A 19537-nucleotide genomic window follows, 5' to 3' on the forward strand; every position below is an offset into this window, starting at 1 on the left:
TCTGGCGGGTTTGAGTCACCCCAGCAGAATAACTCTTCAACGTTGAGTTATTGCCAGGCGAGGGGTCCGCCCTCGTCGAGGTCGAGCCTGGCCAGCTCCGCCCGGGAGGCCACCCCCAGCTTCGGATAGGCCTTGTACAGGTGGTAGCCGATCGTGCGCGGGCTCAGGAAGAGCTGGGCGGCGATCTCCCTGTTGCTCAGCCCCGTGGCCGCCAGCCGGATGATCTGCAGCTCCTGCGGGGTGAGCCGGTCCAGCAGGCCCTCCGGCGCACGCCCGTCGCCGGTCTGGCGCTCCCCCGCCGCACGCAGCTCCGCGCGGGCCCGCTCGGCCCAGGGGCGGGCGCCGAGCCGGTCGAAGATGTCCAGGGCCGAGCGGAGCTGGTGGCGGGCGTCGGCGCGCCGGCGCAGCCGCCGCAGCCACTCGCCGTACAGCAGCTCGGTGCGGGCCCGTTCGAACGACCGGCCGCCCCGCAGGTGCAGCCGCAGCGCCTCCTCGTAGTACCGCTCCGCGTCCTCGTCGGGGGCCAGCAGCGCGCTGCAGCGCAGCGCCACCGCGCCCGCCCACGGCGACGGGGTCTGCGCCGCCCACATCTGCACCCGTTCGGACGCGGCGGCGGCGAAGCGGGGGCGGCCGGCCCGCACGGCCGCCTCCACCAGGTCCGGCATGCGGTGCATGATCATGACGGTACGGGCGGCGGGCCCGACCGTGCCGAACGCCTCGGCCCTGCGCAGAGCCGTCTCCGGCCGGCCGAGCGCGAGGTCGAGCAGGTTCAGCGAGACGCAGCGGATGCCGCCGGTGGCGGCGTCGTGGACGTCGGCGATCTGCGCGGCGAGCTTCAGGCACCGCTCCTCGTCGCCCTCGATCGCGGCCAGGTACGTCAGGACGCCGACGAGCAGCGCCGCGTAGTACCCCTGGTCGGTGTCGCGGGCGATGCGCAGCCCCTCCTCGGCGCTGGCCAGCGCCTCCCGGTGCAGGCCGAGGAACATCTGCGAGCGGGCCACCAGGGCGAGCGCCAGCGGCAGCAGCCCGATCGCGCCCTGATCCCGGCACTGGCGCTCGATGGCCACGGCACGTTCGTGGGCCTTCGTGTCGTCGCCGATCACCAGGTCCCAGATGGCGAGCTGGGCGCGTTCCCGCAGCTCGGCGGGCTCGGAGCGGTCGCGCAGACCTTCGATCATGTCGCGCAGCCACGCCAGGCCGGCCGGCGGCTCCTCGCCGGCCAGGCCGCCCATGCCGGCCAGGACCCGCGTCATCGGCCGCAGCGGCCCGGTCTTCGTGCTGGGGAGCGTGGACACGCGGGTGGCCGTCTTCGCGAGTGCCGCGTAGTCGCTGCCGATCCAGGCGGGGGTGAGCGCGTCGAAGAACAGCGTGACGGCGACGTCCTCGGCCTGGCCGATGACGGCCTCCGCCGTTCCGGCGAGCAGGGCGTGCGCCCTTTCCGGCTCGCCGTGCGCCATCGCGATCATCGCCCGGGTGCGGGCGAGGTAGGCCAGCACCTGGGGGTCGGCCACATCGGCGGCGGCCTGGTCGGCCAGCTCGCCGGCCCGCTCGTACAGCCCGGCCTCGGCGGCCGCGGCGGCGGCGAGGGTCAGGCGGCGGCCACGCTCGCGAGGGTCGGGGCTGAGCCGGGCCGCACGCTCGCAGGCGGCGGCGACCGCCGCGTGCCCGCCCCGGGCGCGGGCGTGCTCGGCGCTGCGCTCCAGCGCCGCCGCGCTCTCCTCATCGGGGCCGGTGGCGGCCGAGGCCAGGTGCCACGCCCAGCGGTCCACGTCGCCGGGACGCCCGGCCAGCGTCCCGGCCAGCGCGCGGTGGGCGGCCAGCCGCCGCACCAGGGAGGCCAGATGATAGGCGGCACTGCGGACGAGCGGGTGGCGGAAGGTGACGCGGCCGTCGCCGACGTGCACCAGTCCGGCGGCCTCCGCGGTGTCGAGATCGGCCAGGTCCGCGCCGAGCGTGCGGGCCGCCGTCAGGATGACGTCGAGCGAGCCGGTGTCGTCGGCGGCGGCCACCAGCAGTACGGTGCGCGCCGCCTCGGGCAGGCGGGCGATGCGGTCGCGGAACGCGCGGTGCACCCGGCCCGGGGCCGGGCGGGCGTCGATGCCGAAGGCGTGGATGGGCGCCGCGTCCGCCGCTTGTGCCTCGGTGAGCAGCGCGGGCAGCTCCAGCAGGGCCAGGGGGTTGCCGCGCGCCTCGCGCAGGACACGTTCGCGGGCCCGGGGCGCCAAGGCGTACCTGGCCAGCAGCTTCGCGGCGCCGGCCGGGTCGAGCCCGGTCAGGTGCAGGTCCGGTACGCCGGCGGCGGGGAAGGCGCGCTCGTCCTCGCGGGCGGCGAAGACGAGCACCACCCCTTCGGCCTCCAGCCGCCGGGCCGCGAACAGCAACGCCTCGGCGGAGGCGTGATCGAGCCATTGGGCGTCGTCCACCAGGCACAGCAGCGGGCGCCGCTCCGCGAGGTCGGCCAGCAGGGTGAGCACGGCCAGCCCGACCAGGAACCGGTCACCATTGAACCCGGGCTCCAGGCCGAGCGCGCCGCGCAGGGCCCGGGCCTGCACGCCGGGCAGCGTGTCGATGGCGTCGACGGCGCCGCGCAGCAGCAGGTGCAGCCCGGCGAAGGGCAGCTCCATCTCCGGCTCGAAGCCCGCCCCGCGCAGCACCCGCAGCTCCTGGCCCGCCGCCGCGGCGGCGTGGTCGAGCAGCGCCGACTTGCCGATCCCGGCTTCGCCGCGCAGCACCAGCGATCCGCTCTTCCCGGCTCTGGCCGCGGCGAGCAGCCGGTCGATCGCCGCGCGCTCCTCGATCCGCCCTATGAGCATGAGCATCCCCATTCGCTCGCCGGTCGCCCCGCACCGCCCTCCCCCAGCGGTCCCGTACCGGTGCCGACCGGGCGGTTCACCCTGTTCACGGTAGAGGCCCCGCCCTGCGTGCGAATCCGTCGGACGACTGGCGGCACGATCGTCACACCCCCGTGGAGGAGGCTCGATCGACGCCGAGCATGCGCAGGAACAGGGCGTCCATCGCGCGGTCCGGCAGCACGCGCCGCAGCCGGGTGAGCAGCCTGGCGTGCCCGCCGGCGGGGTAGCGCGTGCGCGGCCGCGGCGCGGTCATCGCCTGCACCACGGCGCGGGCGATTACCTCCGGAGGGCTGCCCGTCCGTTCGTGGCCTGCGGCGATCTTCTCGATCACGTGCAGGAACGTGACCCCGTAGTCGGCCCGGCCGCGCGCCGTGAACAGCTCGGCGACGGCGCGGCGGCCGTGGTCCACCAGCTTGACGGGGGCCCTGCTCCGCGTGGCGCCCGGCTCCACGATGCTGACCTGCACCCCCCACGGGCGCAGCTCCATGCGCAGCGCGTCGGTCACCGAGACCAGCCCGTGCTTGGCGACCGTGATGGGGCCGAGGAACGGCAGCGTGATGCGCCCGCCCTCGGAGCCCACGTTGACGATGCGCCCTCTGGCGCGCTTGATCAGTGGCAGGAACGCCTGGGTGACGGCGAGCTGGCCGGTGAGGTTGACCTCGAGGTGCTCCCGGAACACCTGCAGCGGCACGAGCTCCATCGGCCACGGCGCGCCGCTCCCGGCGTTGTTGACCAGCCCGGCCAGGCCCGCCATCCCCGTGGCGGCCTCCACCTGCGCCACCGCCGTGGCGATCGATTCCGCGTCGGTGACGTCGATGCGCACCGGGACGATGCCGCCGCCGGACGTGGCGCGCAGGTCCTCGGCGTCCGCGAGATCGCGGACGCCGGCGAACACGGTGAAGCCCCTGGCGTGCAGGGCCAGGGCGGATGCGCGGCCGATGCCCGACGAGGTTCCGGTGATCACTACGGATGGCGGCATCGTCATCTCCTCCCGAGACAACTCAACGGTGATGAGTTCACGATAAGCGCCGCCCGACAGGAACTCAACGCTGATGAGTTATTCGGTGAGGAACGGCCACCCCAGGACCACACCGGGACGGCCCGCCTCACCTGCGCGGGCTTCTCGCCGGCCGGACGGCAAGACCGGCGGTGACCAGGCCGCCGAGCCCGGCCAGCGCCAGCAGCACGGCCTCGACCCACAACGCCGTGCCGATGCCCCGCACGTCCTCGCTGATCCGCGGCCGGACGCGCCGGCGCGGGTCCACCATCACCTCGACGGTCGTGCCGACCTTCGCCTCGCACGCCGCCCGATCCGCCTGCGTGTCGACGGGGAACTCGCCGCTCCACTGGTCGGCGCGGATCCCGCCCAGGACGTACCGGCAGTGGACGCCGCGCCTGGCCTCGTCCACCTGCACCAGGGAGACCCGTGCCCGCTCGGGCACGCCGTACCAGTGCTGGTAGGCCTGCTCCAGGTGGATGACCGCGTTCACGCCGAGAGCGAGGCCGAGCAGTGCCGCCACCACGAAACTTCCGGCCAGCGGCGCCGGATCACTCCTCGGGGGCGAGGCGGCGCCGACCACGCCGGCCAGCACGGCGGCGAGCACGATGCCGCCCAGCGCCGTGACGACCAGCGCCAACGACGCCCACCCCACGCCGGCCGTCAGCGCGAACACCCCTGCGGTGGCACTCACGGGCAGCAGGCTGACCAGCAGGAACCCGGCGCCGGCCAGCAAGGCGCGCGGCACGATACCCATGTGTCCCTCAGCCGTCCTCGTCCAGCTCGCCGCCCGTGCCATCGTAGTGATCAGGCGGCCTTGCCGCGGGCGACGTAGAGGTTCATGTGCGTGAAGTCGACGGTGACGTTGTACGGCTTCCAGAAGCAGTGGGCGAACCAGCCCGGCGAGTCGAACCCGGTCCCGTAGGGCCAGGGCACGTTGAGCGGCTGGTTCGGGTTCGTGTAACAGTAGACGTCCCTGGCGACGGCGTCACCGAGCCGGACCTCCTTCGGATAGCAGGGGTAGACGACGGCCGGATGGCTATGGGCGAACGTGCCGATCTGGCGTTCGTGGTCGACGCGGATCCCCAGCCGCTCGGCCGTCGTCCCGCGCACGCCGGCGGCGATCTCGCCCACCCCGCCGAAGTTCACGCCCACCACGCCGGTGGCGGATCCGGCGGCGCCGGTGAAGCCGCCCACGCTGTGCAGGTACTGCTCGCGGGCCAGCCACACCGGCAAAGGCCGCACGCCCGCCCGGGCGGCGGCGGCGCGCACCGCCTGCGCCGTCTCGGCGGTGCGGCGGCGCAGGATCAGCTGCCGGCCCGCGTAGTCGAAGGTGGGCAGCAAGTGGTAGAAGACCCACATGCCGATCAGGCCGTCGCTGTCGGCGTCGACGTCCTCCCCCGAGGTCGTTTCCGTCCAGCTCACGGGGAGGTTACGCAGCTCGATGCCGCCCAGCTCGAACGAGTCCAGGATCCCCCAGTGCGCCCGGACGAGGCCCATCCCGAAGTCGGTCTCCTGGCTGAAGACGGGACGCAGCCCGGCCTCCCTGGCCACCGACGCGCGCAGGCTCAGGTTCGGGGCGCCGGTGTAGAACATGAAGCGCTTCGCGGCTCCCCCGTTGACCGAGGCCGCCACCAGCGGCATGGGGTCCATCTGCTCGAACGGCACCCGCGCCGTGTCGCCGTGCACCTGGTACGCCTCGCCGCGGACCGCCGCGAACCACTGGGCGTAGCTCTCGTCGCCGGCCGCCGCCCAGTGTGGTACCGACTGGGCGAACTTGTCCTGCCGGATGTAGCAGTCGCCCAGGAGCTGGTGGGCTTCCTTGTCGTCGGGCGCCAGGCCGAGGGCCGTCTTCAGGTACTTCTCGGCGTCCGGGAACCGGTTGCCCAGCAGCCCGACGTAGCCGCGCCGGCGGGCCGCGTGCAGGTTCCCGGGGTCCTTCTTCAGGATCTCCTCGTACGCGCGCCCGGCCTGCTCGAACTTGCCGGCCTCGAACAGCGCGTCCGCGTCGCCGCCGCCGGCCAGGGCGGTGGCCGCCTCGCCCAGCAGCGGCACGGTCGCGGCGGCACCGGCCAGCGCGGCGGCGCCCCGCAGCAGCGAACGCCGGTCCCATCGCCTGCCATCAGCCATGCCTTCTCCTCAATGTGATCATCGTCGCCATGACTTGGTGGCCGGCGGACGCCCACGACACCTCCGGCCGGCCTCGTCCACTGTCGGCGAGCGGTGTCCCCGCCTCGTCCGTGCCGTGTCATGGTCGTGTGACGGCTGCGACCGGCGCCGCGGGCGGGTCACGGTGAGGTGATCGGCGCTCCGGCCGGGGCGGCGGAGCCCGGCACCCCCGCGTAGTCGGGCAGCTCGACGCCGTTGATCGCGCGTCCGACCAGGTCGGCGAACCATTCGCCGGTGAAATCGGGGGCCGGCTCGGCGTCCGGTCCGGAGAGGTCGCGGCTGCGGGCGTTCAGCCGGCCGATCTCCTGGTTGGCCTCGACGTACGAGCGCATCCGCGCCTCGTAGCGGGCGAACCCGGCGGCGGGGTCCCATCCGGCGGCGGCCAGCTCTCCGGCCAGCACGTACGCGCCGACCAGCGCCAGCCCGGTGCCCTGCCCCGACATCGGCGAGGAGCTGAACGCCGCGTCCCCGAGCAGCGCCACCCGTCCCTTCGACCAGCGCTCCATCACCACCTGGGCGACCTGGTCGAGGTAGAAGTCGGGGGTGTCGTCCAGGTGCGCGAGGAGGTCCGGGGTCAGCCAGCCCAGGCCCGTCATCCGTTCGCGCAGCAGCACTTTCTGGGCCGCGACGTCACGGTGGTCGACGTCGAAGCCGGGCGAGGTGAAGGAGAGCATGGCCATCGCCCGGGTGGCGTCCTGGATGGGCCGCAGCAAGGCGGAGCGCCCCGACTCCTGATCCTGGTACTCCAGCAGCCAGCGGTCCAGCCCGAACTCGTTGGGCACGCTGTAGAAGGCCAGCACGTGCCCGAGGTGGCGGACGAACCGCTCGTGCGGCCCGAAGACCATCGCCCGCAGCGCCGAGTGCAGCCCGTCGGCCCCGATGACCAGCTCGAAGCGCCGCCGGTCGCCGCCCGCGAAGACCACGTCGACCCCGTCGGCGTCCTGGGCGAGCTGCGCGATCCGGTCGCCGAAGACGTACTCGACGCCGTCGCGGGTGGCGTCGTAGAGCACCTGGGACAGGTCCCCGCGCAGGATCTCGATGTCCGCGATGTACCCGTCGCCGCCGTCGTCCTCGGCACGGAACGTCTCCAGCACCTGCCCGTCGGCGTCCACGGTGTACGCGCCGGCGGTGTCGGTGCGCGCCGCGCGTACCGCAGAGTCCAGCCCCATGCGGCCGATGACCTCCTTGGCGATGCCGCGCGCGTCCACCGCCTGCCCGCCGGGACGCAGCTCGGGCGCCCGCTCCACCACGGTCACCGCGGCCCCCACCGGCGCAGCCAGTGGGCCAGCGCGGGTCCCGCGATGCTCGCCCCCACCACCAGCACCCTGGGACCACTCGTCCGTGTCCCCTGCTCCTGCTCGGAGTTGCCGGCGCTCATCACTGCCTCCATGTGCTCGCTCCCGCGCCGGGCGTTCCCCAGCGCGGGCTCACCGCTGTCGAGCCGTATCGACCACGGAGCCGCACAAAACTCATCGGTACGACCGGCCGCCCTCGGGATCGCCGACCCGAAGGACGACCTTGCCGGTGGTCCGCCCCTTGGCCACCAGGTCATGGGCCGCGGCCGCCTCCTCCAAGGCGAACTCCCGCTCCACGTGCACCGCGAGCCGGCCCTCGCGATACAGCCGCGCCAGCGACTCCAGCCCGGCGGCGTCCGGCTCCACCAGGTAGGCCAGGGCGCGCACCCCGAGCTCGCCGGCCCGCTCGGTCATGCCGGGCGTCCACGCCCCCTGCCCGCTCACCATCAGCCCACCCGGGCGCAGGCACTCCAAGGTCTGGAGCCCGGTGTCGCCGCCGAACATCTGAATGGCGACGTCGACGTCCCGCACCGCCTTCGTCACGTCCACCGCGGTGTAGTCGACGACCTCGTCGGCGCCCATCCGGCGGACGAAGTCGTGCTTGGCCGCGCTGGCCGTACCGATCACCTGGGCGCCACGGGCCTTGGCGACCTGCACCGCCAGGTGTCCCACTCCCCGGCCGCGGCGCCCACCAGCACGCGCTGCCCGGCCCGACCCCGGCGACGTCGACCGCCATCTGCCACGCCGTCAGGCCCGCCAGCGGCAGAGCCGCCGCCTCGATGAACGACATGCCCTCCGGCATCCGCGCCAGGTGCCGCGAGGGCGCCGTCACGTACTCGGCGTACGCGCCCGCCTCCCGCGGGAACCACGGCATGCCGAACACCCGGTCACCCTCCTTGAACCGGGTGACGCCATAGCCCACGCCGGCGACGACGCCCGCCACGTCCCAGCCGTGGACGAAGGGCAGGCTCAGCACCCGGTTGTAGGCCACGCCCATCCGGGTGTAGACGTCCACCGGGTTGACGCCGGCCGTGGCCACCTTCACCAGCACCTCGGTCGGGGCCGGCTTCGGCACCGGCACGTCGGCGACCTCCAGCACCTCGGGGCCGCCCCATTCGCTCTGCTGCACCGCACGCATGTTGCTCCTCAAGCTCCGGATGCGCCGGTCACCGTCCGGTGTGCAGGTCGATGAGGAGCCGGGCCACCTCGCGCGGGTGGGTGCTCATCACGTCGTGCGGGCCGTCCAGAGGCAGCGTGCGGTATCCGACCGCCTTCCCGAACTGCTCGAACGGGAAGGTCGGCGGGTGGCAGAAGATCGCCGTTCCGGGGATCCGGTCGACGGCGCCGCTCAGCCGGGTCGCCTCGGTGAACGTACGCAGCGGCTGGGGCCGCAGGCGCCGGGCGAGCACGCGGGCGTCCTCGGGATCGGTGACGCCGAAGCGCTCCGGCTGCGGGGCGGGCACGTGGCGGCCGCCGGCGCTGGCGCGGGCGCTTCTGCTGATCACGGTGACGAAGGCGTCGGGGGCCAGGCTGAACAGGCTCTCGCCGTCGCCCCCGGCCCAGCCGTCGATCATCATGACGTGGCGGACCAGGCCGGGCCGCTGATCGGCCGCCTGGCGGACGACGAGCCCCGCGTAACTGTGCCCGACCAGCACCACGCCGCCATCGCCGGCCGCCTCTTGGTCGAGGATGGTGACCAGTTCCTGGACGTGCGTGCCCAGACCCGCGTCGCCCTCCAGGGTCAGGGTGGGGGTCACCGTCCGCACGCCGGCTTCGTGCAGGAACGGGGCGACGCGTTCCCAGGCCCAGGGCCCGTACCAGGCGCCGTGGACGAGGACGAAGGTGGTCATGCTTTTCCTTTCGCGGGCAACAGCTGCAGAACGGTGCCGGCGAACTCCTCCAGGGCCGCGCGATGGTCGTCGGCGGCCAGGCGGATCACCAGGTGGCGGGCACCGGCCTCGATGTAGGAGGTGAGCCAGGCCGCGGCCTGCTCGGCCGGGCCGGCGAACATGGCCTGGATGGCTTCGACGGCTTCCAGCGGAGCGTTGTAGTAGCGCTCGATGCTCCCGCGCAGGCGTTCGCGAGCCTGCCCGGGGTCCTCTCCCAGGCAGAGGGTCGCGTAGAGGGCGGGCGTGACGGGCCGCGTCGCCTCTTGCTCGATGAGGGCCCGCTCGTGCGCGTACGTCTCCGCGAGGGGCGGGTACGGCAGCCACCCGTCGGCCAGCCGGGCGACCCGCCGCAGCGCGGCTTCGCCGCCGCCCGCCAGCCAGATCGCCGGCCCTCCCGGGCGCATCGGTGGCGGAGCCAGGCTGGTGTCGCGGCCGGAGAGGGAGACCTCTTCGCCGCTCCACAGGCTCCGCATCGCGCCGATCGACTCCTCCATCAGGGCGATGCGCCGCTTGAACGGGACCCCGACCGCCGCGAACTGGGCCTCGGTGGCGGCGTTGGGAAACCCGCCGCCCATGCCGGCGATCAGCCGCCCGCCGCAGAGCCGGTCCAGGGTGGCGAGCTGGTGCGCCAGCAGGATCGGATGGCGCAGCGCCGGCAGCAGGACCGCGGTGCCGAGCGTGATCCGCGTGGTGGCGACGGCCACGCCCGACAGGAGGAGCAGCGGGTCGGCGCGGGGCCTCGTCAACGGGCTGTCGCCGGCCCACACCGAGTCCAGGCCGAGGGCTTCGGCCTGGCGGGCCTGGTCGATGAGTTGCTTCAGATCGTGGTCACCGCGTATCGCGTGATCCCGGGTCGGCAACAGGTAACCGACCTTCAGTGGACTCATGGGCCGCCTCCTTAGGTTCCCCCATCTTAAGCGCACGCTTCCTCTTTTTGAAGTGAAAAATCTTCTTTCAGGAAGCTCCATCATCCATGCCGCCCGGCGGCCGATCCGGCGGCGGCGTTCTGCCGAGCCGTACGGACCTGAGGCGGCCGGCGCTCAGAAGTCCACCCACACCGGACCGCACCGTGGGCCACGGGCCTGGGCACCGCCGCGTTCCTCGACGCGGGGGCCGCTGCCGGGAGGACTCACCCGCGCATCGACGGGGACGGGAGCGGGGTGAGCCAGGAGCCGAGCAGGTCGCGCAGCCGGCGCGGGTCGTCGGTCCGGAACGCCAGATGGCCGTCCGGCCTGATGAGGAACACGTCCCCCGGCCTGGCGCCGAGCTTGTGCAGCACGTCGCGGCCGGCGTCCAGCAGGGTGAGGACGTCGCCGTGGCAGGGAAGCCCTTCGCCCAGCACCATGAGGCACCGCAGGACGGGGGCGTGGCGCTGCCGCAGGGCGGACAGCTCGGCCAGCATGGCCTTCTTCTTCGCCTCGGAGGTGGAGGACGAGGCGTAGCCCAGCAGGATGTATCCGGGGGTGCGCATCAGGTCGTACAGCCGGACGCCGGGCCCGTCGGTGTCGGCGAGGTCGAGGTCGGGCACCCGGTCTCCCGCGTTGATCGCGCTCTTCGGCAGCCCGGGGAAGCGCTGGGCCTTCGACAGGGCCGTGTGCCGGTAGTGCACCCCCGTCTGGGACACGCGGCCGCTGATGAGGTTCTGTACCGGGCCGGTGGCCAGGGCCAGGCCGAGCACCTTGCTGCTGACCCTGCGGTACGTCGCCGAGCGCGCCTGGTTGATGAACAGCCGGAACAGCAGGTCGGACAGCTTGCGGGTGCGCTCCCCGACGGCGTGCCGTTCCTCGTCGTAGCTGTCGAGCAGGGATGCGGGCGCCCGCCCCCGGCAGACCCAGGCCAGCTTCCAGGCGAGGTTGAAGGCGTCCTGGATGCCGGTGTTCATGCCCTGCGCGGCGACGGGGATGTACAGGTGCGCGGCATCGCCGGCGAAGAAGATCCGCCCCGCGCGGTACGTGGTCAGGAGCCGGTTCTGGGCGCGGAACCGGGTGATCCACCGCGGGTCCCTGATCCGCAGCGGGTAGGGGACGATCGCGTCCACCGTCTCCTGGACGTCGGCGAGCTCCAGCGGCTCCGTGGGCGGGATCCCCATCTTGGCCAGGTCGAAGGCGATGACGCGCACGTACTCGTTCTGGAAGGGCAGCAGCGCGAGGCCGCCGCGGTCGCTGGTGTGCAGGCTGACGAACCCGCGCGGCAGGTCTCCCTCGGCCAGGACGTCGGCGATCAGGGCGGTGCCGTCGAACAGCGCGTGCTCCTCCGTCGTGCCGTGGTCACGGCTGAGCACGCTGTGAGATCCGCCGCAGTCGACGAGGTAGCGGGCGCTCAGGGTGCTCCGCTCGCCCGAGGCGTCGGCGAGCGTGGCCAGCACGCGGGTGCCGTCCTGGACGGCGTCCACGAGCTTGAGCCCGCGGCGGACGCTGCCGCCCAGCTCGCCGAGGCGGGCGGCCAGCGCCCGCTCCGTCTCCTCCTGCGACAGGGTCAGCATGAAGGGATAGCGGCTGCCGGTGTGATACATCTCCACGATCGCGGGCGTACGGTCGTCGGCGCCGAAGTTGAAGCCCGGGGCCAGGTATCCGTCGCGGACGAGCGCGTCGCTGAGGCCGTGCAGCCGCAGCAGCTCCAGGGAACGCGCCTGGAGGACGAGCGCGCGCGAGTAGCGTGCGGGCTCGGCGCGCTCGTCGATCAGCACGCACTCCACGCCCTGCCGGGCCAGCTCGATCGCCGCCGTCAGCCCGGTGGGCCCGGCCCCGACGACGAGCACTTCGGCGTCGTCCATGGTCATGTCGGTTCCCCTCTGGTCATCGTGCAGGTGAAGAAGAAGCGCAGATGCGCCTCGACGAGGCTCCTGGCGGCGGCGATGTCCGCCTCGGAGGCGTCCGGGTGCAGGCGCAGGAACCAGATGGTGTCCAGGGGCGCCATCAGCTCCCACACGAGCTGCTCGGCCGGCAGGTCGGCGCGCAGCAGCCCGGCCGCCTGCCAGGCCTTGAACGGCCGCGCGAGCCGGTGCTTGGCCGTCTCGATGGCCTCCGTCAAACCGCGAACGCCGTCCTGGCCCGATCCGTCCCGCTGGACGACCCGGGCGAAACGCCGCCCCCGCGGGCTGGACCACGTCCGGAACAGGCCGTCCACCAGGTCCCGGACGGCCTCCTCGGGCTCTCTGGCGGCCATGGCGTCGGGGTCGGGGCACAGCGCTTCGAGCGAGGGCGGGCCCAGCTGCGCGAACAGCTCCGCGTACAGGGCCTCCTTGCCGGCGAAGTGGAAGTAGATGGCGCTGTCGTGCACGCCGGCGAGCCCCGCGATCTCGCGCACGCTCGTCGCGGCGTAGCCGTTCAGGGCGAACAGCTCCAGTGCGGCGTCGAGCAGGACCTGCCGGGTGTCCTGCCTGTCTTCGTTGCGCGGCCGGCCCGGCCGTCGTCTTCCTGGTTGCGACACGGCCCCATTAAAACCAGCGCTTGCTGAATTAGTCAATTCAGCAAGCGCTTAATATTTCGCTGTTCGCGGTGACCGGTCCGATCGGGATCGCGGCGTGCCGGCCGGCTCGTCCATGAAGTGGAACGGCCTACCCATTTCCATTGCTAGGCTTCTCCCATGGAAACGGGTAGGCCGTTCCACTTTTCGAGAGGTGCTGCTCATGCGTGCCGTAACGCTGAACTCCGTCCCGGACGCCCCCGTCGTGGCCGACGTCCCTGCCCCTGAGCCCGAGGCCGGGGAGGTGCTGGTGAAGGTGGCCGCCTCCTCGATCAACGGCTTCGACGCGGCCACCGCGGCCGGTTACCTCCAAGGGGCGATGGAGCACCGCTTCCCGCTGGTGATGGGCAAGGACTTCGCCGGCACCGTCGAGGCGCTGGGCGAAGGCGCCGAGGGCTTCACGGTCGGGCAGGCGGTCTTCGGCGTGGTGATGAAGCCGTTCCTGGGCACCGGCTCGCTGGCCCAGTACGTCACGGTGCCCGCCGGCTACGGCATCGCCCCCGTTCCCGACGGCCTGTCCGTGCCGGAGGCGGGCGCGCTGGGCCTGGCCGGCACCGCCGCGCTGAACAGCCTCGACACCGTCGCCCCGGCCGCGGGCGAGACCGTGCTGATCTCGGGCGCCACCGGCGGGGTGGGCGCGCTCGCCGTGCAGCTCGCCGCCGCCCGTGGCGTCCGCGTGATCGCCACCGCCCGCCCCGGCGCCGAAGCGGAGTTCGTCACCGGCCTCACCGACGCCGAGATCCACCTCGTGGACCACAGCGGCGATCTGCCGGCTCAGGTGCGCGCGCTCGCCCCCGACGGGGTGGACGCCGTGCTGCACCTGGCCGGGGACGGCGTCCGGCTCGCGGGCCTGCTGCGGCCGGGCGGCCGACTCGCCTCCACCATCGGCCTGACCCAGGAGGCCGTCGAGAGGGCCGACGTCACCGTCCACACGATCATGTCCGACCCGAACCCGCGGACCTTGACCGCCCTGGCCGCCCGGGCCGTCTCCGGCGCGCTGCGCGTCCCGGTCACCGCCACCTACCCGCTGGAGCAGGCCGCGCAGGCGTTCGCCGCCTTCGGCGCCGGCGCGCTCGGCAAGCTCGCCGTCACCTGCTCCTGAACGCTCCCAGGAAGGAATCAACGGGCGCTTCAACGGCTGAGCCGGGCACCACCCGGCCGTGGTCAGAAGGTGGCGATCGGGTTGACCGGGCTGCCGGAGGTGCCGGCGAAGCGCACCGGGGCGACCGCGAGCTGGAAGTCCCACTGGCCGAGCTCGGCGGCCGTGGCCGCGCACGCCTCCAGGTCGCAGTTGTCGACCATCCACAGCCCCATGGCGACGAGGCCCACGGTGTGCACCGGCATCGCCAGGTCGTCGTAGCCCGAGGGCTGCACGTCCTGGGGGCTGTCGGCGCAGATCAGCGCGACCTGCCGCTCGTGCAGCCACGGCAGGCAGGACGCGTGCCAGCCGGGCTGCGTGACCCCACCGGTCTGGCCGCCTTCGTGCCGGACGCGGCCATGCCCGGTGCGCAGCAGCACCGCGTCGCCGGGCCGTACCCGCACCCCCTGGCGGCGCTCGGCCTCCTCCAGGTCCTCGGGGAACACCCCGTCACCGGGCTCCAGCCACGGCACCCCGCGCACCTGGGCGACGTCCAGCAGGACGCCGCGCGTGACGATGCCGTCCGCCGCCGCCGTCACCGCCGCCCACGCCGACCCGGTCTCGGCGTCGACCAGGGTGTGCGGCCGCCCGTTGTACATGGCGCCGTCCCAGAAGACGTGGCACGGCGCGTCCAGGTGGGTGATCGTGTTGCCGTGGAAGGTGAGGCCGAGCCGCTCCAGCGAGTACCCCCAGTGGCGGTCGTTGCGGAAGCCGGGCAGCGGCATGCCGGCGGCGGCCGGCAGGTCGGCGAAGCACGGGCACGCGGTCGTCGACCGCTCCATCTCCGCCGGCACCGCCACCTCCCACGCGCACGACACGCTCCTGCCGTGCCGCACCGCCCGCGCCGCCGCCAGCCGCACCCCGTCGGTGATGTGGTTCAGCGTGCCGAGCTGGTCGTCGTCGCCCCACCTCCCCCAGTTCGACAGCGACTCGGCGTACCCGAGCACGTCCTGTTGCGTCGGCATGGCCCGTCCGGCATTCGACTGCATGGTGATTCCTCTCATCGTTGTTCGGCCGGCGCGGTGGCCGGTTGGGCTGCGAGCGGCGGGGTCCCGTTCGACGGCAGGCGCAGGGCGGGGGTGAGCAGCGCGGTGACGGCGAGCGAGGCCAGCGCCATCACGGCCATCGTGGCACCCGCGGGCAGGTACTGCGCGAGCAGCCCGGCCAGCGTGGCGCCGACCGCCTGCATCGCCTTCATGCCGGTGACGTGCAGGCCCAGCGCCTGACCGCGGACGTCCTCGCCGATCAGCGCGATCAGCCGTTCCTGCAGCAGCAGCGTGGAGGCGAAGCCGACCGACGCCACCGCGACGACGCCCGCCGCGACCGGCGTGCCGAGCGGCAGCACGAACAGCAGGTACGGCAGCGCGAGCAGGAAGCGCAGCGGGGCGGCGGAGCGCCGCCGTGCCTGTGGCGACAGGAACCGGCCAGCCACAAGATCGCCGGACAGCATGCCCAGCGCCGCCGCGACGAACAACGCGGCGGCCGAGCCCGGCGCGTAGGGCACGAACAGCGCCTCGCAGCCCACCACGAGGCCGTTCGGCACCCACATCGCCAGGTAGACCGCCCGGCGGGCCGGCGTGGCCAGCAAGTGCCGGTTGACCCGCCAGGTGGCCGCGACGGACGGGCGGCCGGACGCCCGCGCCGGCCGGGCACTGAGCCCCCGCCACAGCACCAGGGCCGCGGCGAAGGACAGCGCCGCGCTGATGGCCAGCGTCGCCCGCGGCGACACCACGGCCAGCAGGACGCCGCCGAGCGCGAAACCGGCGATCTGCATGGCGCCGACCGAGATGTTGAGCACCGAACGGCCGAGCACGTAGCCCTGCGGCGGCACGATCTCGTTGAGCAGGCCGTACCGGACGCCGCCGCCGATCGAGCCGGCCAGGCCCAGAGCCAGGATCACCGCGAACATCGCCCACAGCGGCATGCCGGGCAGGGCCAGCGCCAGACCGGCCAGGCCGCCGGCCAGCGCGGTCAGCCTCAGCGCCGTACGCGGCCGCACCCGGTCGGCCAGCGACAGCAGCGTGGTCGCGCCGACGAGTTCGGCGAACGACGGCCCGAACATGCTCAGCGCGGCCAGCAGCGGCGAGTCCGTGTGGGCGTACACCAGCGTGGCCAGCGCCAGCCCGTTCAGCGTGGTCGAGGCGACCTGCGCGCACGAAGCGGCGAACAGCGGGGTGAACTCGGGTGTCCGGAACAGGTCCTGGTACGTACGCATCGCGCTGGATTCCCTCGCTCTCGTCCGCCGCCGGGCGTGTCCAACGGCTCCCGGCTCATCGACGAGCCTGCACCCCGGAGGGCTTATGCGTCTAATGCCACCTTGGGCGGAAATCCATCGATAGGGTTGATGAATGCTCGACATCGTGCGGCTGCGCGTCCTGGCGGCGGTCGCCGCCCACGGCTCGGTCACCGAGGCGGCCAAGGCGTTGCACTACTCCCAGCCGTCGATCAGCCACCATCTGGCCCGGCTGGAGGCGGCGACCGGAGCCAAGCTGATCCAGCGTGCCGGGCGCGGCATCCGGCTCACGCCCGAGGGCGAGCTGCTGGCCCGCCGCGCGGCGGAGATCGTCGCCCGGGTCGACGCGGCGGGCGCCGAGCTGGCCGCGCAGCTCGGGCTGCAGACCGGACGGGTCCGCCTCACGGCTTTCAGCTCGGCCTTGAGCGTTCTGGTGCCGCCGGCGGCGATGGCGCTGTCCCGGTCGTACCCGAACATCGAGCTGCACCTGGCCGACGCGCATCCCACGGTCGCCCTGCGGCGGCTGCGCGACGGCTCGGCCGACCTGGCGATCGTGCACCGCTACGACGACGTCGTCCCGGACGACGGCGTCCGCTACTCCTATCTCCTCGACGACCCGATGTACCTGCTCAGTCGGCACCCCGGGCAGACGCTCGCCGACCACCGGGACTCCGCGTGGATCGCGGGCTGCGAGAACTGCCGCGGCGAGCTGCTGCGGTTCTGCGAAGCGGCCGGGTTCAGCCCGCGCATCACCTACAGCAGCGACGACATCGTCGTCGAGCAGGCGTTCGTCGCCGCCGGGCTCGGGGTCACGACCATGCCCGGCCTCGCGCTGCGCTCGCACCACGCGGACGGGGTCGTCGCCAGCGAGCTGGCCGGGTTCCGGCGCCGCATCTACCTCGCCACGTTCGGCGAGCCCCCGGACCCGCCGGCCACGGCCGCCTTCATCACCGCCCTGCGCACCACCGTCAGCGCCCTCGGCTAAGAGTGGCGGTATTTTTATACCGATGTCATGCTAGAGTCCCGGTATTAAAATACCATTTCTTGTGACGTGAGGTACTCGTGATCGAGCTCAAGACGCCTGCCGAGATCCAGCGCATGCACGTGGCCGGGCGATTCGTCGCCGAGGTGCTCTCCGAGGTGGGTCGCATCGCCGACGTGGGCGTCAACCTCCTCGACCTGGAGCACCACGTACGTGACATGATCAAACAGCGCGGTGCGGAGTCGTGCTACTGGGACTACTCGCCGTCGTTCGGACGCGGGCCGTTCCGCAACGTCATCTGCCTGTCGGTCAACGACGCCGTCCTGCACGGCCTGCCCCACGACTACACGCTGCGCGACGGCGACGTGCTCAGCGCGGACATCGCGGTCGGCATCGACGGCTGGGTGGCCGACTCCGCCCGTACGATCGTCGTCGGCACCCCCGCCGAGGAGGACCTGCGGATCATCCGCGCGACCGAGGAGGCGCTGGAGGCGGCGATCGCGGTGGCCCGCCCGGGCAACCGCGTGGGCGACCTGTCGGCGGCCATCTGGGCGGTGGCCCGCGACTACGGCTACCCGGTCAACACCGAGTTCGGCGGCCACGGCATCGGCCGCACCATGCACGAGAGCCCGCACGTCTCCAACATGGGCCGGCCGGGGCGCGGCCTGACGCTCCGCCCGGGCCTGACCCTCGCCCTCGAACCGTGGCTCGCCCGCACCACCGACCGCATCGTCTACGACCCCGACGGGTGGACCATCCGATCGGCGGACGGCTCGCGCACGGCGCACTCGGAGCACACGGTGGCCATCACCGAGGACGGCCCCCTGGTGCTCACCCGGCGCGAAGAGGAGGTCCCGCCGCCGGTGCGTGCCTGAGCCCGGCGGCGGCTCGGCGTTCATCCGATCAAGGGAACCCGTGGAGCCTCGCGCCACGCGAGCCGGCGATCCATGGCCAAGAGGACGCCGGAAAAATTGTCGGCCGGAGTTGTCGGATCCGGGCCGCGCCGTTCGTAGCCAGGATGAACGGGCGCCCACGAGGGCGCTGCCGACGATTGAGGGAGATGCCGACCGATGCAGCAGCACCCGCAGGCCAAGATCCACCGCATGTTCGAGCTCATCGAGCCGATCGCCACCGTCACCTTCTCCGAAGTGGCGAACGAGGCGTTCCTGGCCGTCGGCATGCGCAACTACTGGGACGGCTACTTCGCCGGCCGGGCCGCCCCGCTGGGCCAGGCGCCGGCCGAGGTGGTGCACGCCGTCTTCTACAACTTCGCCGACGGCGAGGTGGCCCGCCACATCCCCTGGGTGTGGGGCAAGATCACCCCGCAGGAGGCCATCGCCGTGCGTGAGCGAGGCAGCACCGCGGCCCTGCGCCACATGATCGGGGAGCTCGCCGACTCCCCCGCCCTGGTGCGCGCCGCCGACCTCGCCACCCGAGCGGCGTTGAGCGCGCCGACCGAGGGCCGGCCCCTGTACGCCGGGCTGCGGGCGCTCGACGTGCCCGAGGAGCCGCTGGCCAGGCTCTGGCACGCGACGACGCTGCTGCGCGAGCACCGCGGGGACGGCCACAACGCCGCCCTCGTCGCCCACGGCATCGGCGGCACCGAGGCCCACGCCCTGATGGCCGTCTCGCTCGGCATGCGGGCGGAGGAGTTCGGCCGCATCCACCACCTGCCCAAGGCGCGGCTGGCCGCCGTCGTCGACGGGCTGCGCCGCCGCGGCCTCCTGGACGCCGCCGGCCGCTTCACCGAGGCTGGCCGGCGGACCAAGCAGCGGATCGAGGCGCTCACGGACGAGCTGGCCGCGCCGGCGTACGACGTGCTCAGCGCGGACGAGCTCGACGAACTGGCCGCGGCGCTCGAACCGCTCGCCGCCGCGATCCAGGCCGCCGACCACTGAGCCAGGAGCGTCAAGCCGCTGGAACGGCCACACCCCCCCGGCCCCCAGGTGAGCGGGTAAAGCGCCGCCTAACGGGTACAGCGCCGCCGCCAAGCGGTGCCGGGCTCATGCCTGCGCCGGCCGTGTCAGCGGCCGTGTCAGGGCGGCACCGGCCCGGCATCAGAGCGGTCCGCGACCGTGACGGCCATGAACGGTTCGGTGACCGCGGCGGCGACGCCGCGCAAGGCGTACGGGGACACCATCGTCCTGGACTTCCGCCCCGCCATGCGGGGCCCGCTGGCGTGCTACGACGCCATGCTGGGCCGCCTCGTGGCGATCGGGATCGTCGTCGGGCTCGTGCCGGCCGGCAGGAAGGGGCCGGAGGTGCGGCCGTTGGCCCGGCACCTGTCGTTCACCTCGCTCATCGACACCCTGCGCGGCCTGCTGACCGGCCCGCCGTCGGCGGGCCCGATCCTCACGGCGATCGCCTGGTGCGCCGGGCTCTCGTTGCTCGGCTACGTGTGGGTACGCGCCCGGTCGACGATCGGCCGATGACCGGGGGCGGCGCCTCCGCGACCAGTCGACCAGCTGGGATGGCGGCGTCGTGCTCGGGTAGTCTCACCTGGTGATCGAAAAGGCG

At 73.3% G+C, this 19537-nt stretch carries 18 protein-coding genes and 1 pseudogene; 5 read left to right on the plus strand and 14 right to left on the minus strand.

Annotation, left to right across the window (positions count from 1 at the left end; all coding sequences use genetic code 11):
• Positions 1–47: 47 nt before the first annotated feature.
• The 12 genes and pseudogenes from KIS93_RS58130 to KIS93_RS58175 form a co-directional block, all read right to left on the minus strand.
• Positions 48–2813 carry a helix-turn-helix transcriptional regulator gene (locus tag KIS93_RS58130; RefSeq protein WP_080046833.1) on the minus strand — a complete coding sequence of 922 codons (2766 nt, stop codon included), beginning with the start codon at positions 2811–2813 and terminating at the stop codon, positions 48–50.
• Between the two features lie 142 nt (positions 2814–2955).
• Complete coding sequence (locus KIS93_RS58135) at positions 2956–3831, minus strand: SDR family NAD(P)-dependent oxidoreductase (protein WP_186405084.1); 876 nt, start codon at positions 3829–3831, stop codon at positions 2956–2958.
• Positions 3832–3958: 127 nt separating this feature from the next.
• On the minus strand, positions 3959–4606 hold the full coding sequence (locus KIS93_RS58140; RefSeq protein ID WP_080039608.1) for a hypothetical protein: 648 nt from the start codon (positions 4604–4606) through the stop codon (positions 3959–3961).
• A 50-nt stretch (positions 4607–4656) separates the two neighbouring features.
• Positions 4657–5979, minus strand: a complete 1323-nt coding sequence (locus tag KIS93_RS58145; RefSeq protein ID WP_080039609.1) for a tetratricopeptide repeat protein — start codon at positions 5977–5979, stop codon at positions 4657–4659.
• 158 nt (positions 5980–6137) lie between these two features.
• On the minus strand, positions 6138–7274 hold the full coding sequence (locus KIS93_RS58150; RefSeq protein ID WP_246005532.1) for an FAD-dependent monooxygenase: 1137 nt from the start codon (positions 7272–7274) through the stop codon (positions 6138–6140).
• Positions 7271–7396 carry a hypothetical protein gene (locus KIS93_RS68120; RefSeq protein WP_281262017.1) on the minus strand — a complete coding sequence of 42 codons (126 nt, stop codon included), beginning with the start codon at positions 7394–7396 and terminating at the stop codon, positions 7271–7273. Before KIS93_RS68120 ends, KIS93_RS58150 begins: the two co-directional genes overlap by 4 nt.
• Before the next feature lie 91 nt (positions 7397–7487).
• A complete protein-coding gene (locus KIS93_RS68660; RefSeq protein WP_335673946.1) occupies positions 7488–7970 on the minus strand; it encodes a zinc-binding dehydrogenase in 483 nt (160 codons plus the stop codon).
• 196 nt (positions 7971–8166) lie between these two features.
• Positions 8167–8451: pseudogene (locus tag KIS93_RS68665) on the minus strand (alcohol dehydrogenase catalytic domain-containing protein); the annotation flags it as partial.
• Positions 8452–8479: 28 nt separating this feature from the next.
• The gene (locus tag KIS93_RS58160; RefSeq protein WP_080039612.1) at positions 8480–9163 is read right to left on the minus strand and encodes an alpha/beta fold hydrolase; all 684 of its coding nucleotides are present in this window, start codon (positions 9161–9163) and stop codon (positions 8480–8482) included.
• Complete coding sequence (locus KIS93_RS58165) at positions 9160–10089, minus strand: LLM class flavin-dependent oxidoreductase (protein ID WP_080039613.1); 930 nt, start codon at positions 10087–10089, stop codon at positions 9160–9162. The genes KIS93_RS58160 and KIS93_RS58165 overlap by 4 nt, the downstream gene beginning before the upstream one ends.
• Before the next feature lie 242 nt (positions 10090–10331).
• Positions 10332–11981 (minus strand): FAD-dependent monooxygenase, encoded by a 1650-nt coding sequence (locus KIS93_RS58170; RefSeq protein ID WP_080039614.1) that lies wholly within the window; start codon positions 11979–11981, stop codon positions 10332–10334.
• The gene (locus KIS93_RS58175; RefSeq protein ID WP_186405085.1) at positions 11978–12631 is read right to left on the minus strand and encodes a TetR/AcrR family transcriptional regulator; all 654 of its coding nucleotides are present in this window, start codon (positions 12629–12631) and stop codon (positions 11978–11980) included. The genes KIS93_RS58170 and KIS93_RS58175 overlap by 4 nt, the downstream gene beginning before the upstream one ends.
• Positions 12632–12830: 199 nt before the next feature.
• Here KIS93_RS58175 and KIS93_RS58180 point away from each other — a divergent pair, with 199 nt between their 5' ends.
• Complete coding sequence (locus KIS93_RS58180) at positions 12831–13769, plus strand: NADP-dependent oxidoreductase (RefSeq protein ID WP_080046834.1); 939 nt, start codon at positions 12831–12833, stop codon at positions 13767–13769.
• Between the two features lie 62 nt (positions 13770–13831).
• Here the strand turns inward: KIS93_RS58180 and KIS93_RS58185 are convergent, their stop codons facing one another.
• Positions 13832–14770, minus strand: a complete 939-nt coding sequence (locus tag KIS93_RS58185) for a cyclase family protein (RefSeq protein ID WP_080039616.1) — start codon at positions 14768–14770, stop codon at positions 13832–13834.
• A 35-nt stretch (positions 14771–14805) separates the two neighbouring features.
• Complete coding sequence (locus KIS93_RS58190; protein ID WP_080039617.1) at positions 14806–16020, minus strand: MFS transporter; 1215 nt, start codon at positions 16018–16020, stop codon at positions 14806–14808.
• Between the two features lie 133 nt (positions 16021–16153).
• Between KIS93_RS58190 and KIS93_RS58195 the strand changes: the two genes are divergently transcribed.
• The 4 genes from KIS93_RS58195 to KIS93_RS58210 all read left to right on the plus strand — a co-directional run bounded on the left by KIS93_RS58195 (position 16154) and on the right by KIS93_RS58210 (position 19452).
• The gene (locus tag KIS93_RS58195; RefSeq protein WP_080039618.1) at positions 16154–17023 is read left to right on the plus strand and encodes a LysR family transcriptional regulator; all 870 of its coding nucleotides are present in this window, start codon (positions 16154–16156) and stop codon (positions 17021–17023) included.
• Between the two features lie 77 nt (positions 17024–17100).
• Complete coding sequence (map, locus tag KIS93_RS58200; RefSeq protein ID WP_080039619.1) at positions 17101–17895, plus strand: type I methionyl aminopeptidase; 795 nt, start codon at positions 17101–17103, stop codon at positions 17893–17895.
• A gap of 195 nt (positions 17896–18090) precedes the next feature.
• Entirely contained in the window at positions 18091–18918 is an 828-nt protein-coding gene (locus KIS93_RS58205) for an SCO6745 family protein (RefSeq protein WP_222108095.1), read from the plus strand.
• A 186-nt stretch (positions 18919–19104) separates the two neighbouring features.
• The gene (locus KIS93_RS58210; protein ID WP_155127706.1) at positions 19105–19452 is read left to right on the plus strand and encodes a hypothetical protein; all 348 of its coding nucleotides are present in this window, start codon (positions 19105–19107) and stop codon (positions 19450–19452) included.
• Positions 19453–19537: the final 85 nt, after the last annotated feature.

Source organism: [Actinomadura] parvosata subsp. kistnae, from assembly GCF_900323885.1.
Classification (GTDB): domain Bacteria; phylum Actinomycetota; class Actinomycetes; order Streptosporangiales; family Streptosporangiaceae; genus Nonomuraea; species Nonomuraea composti.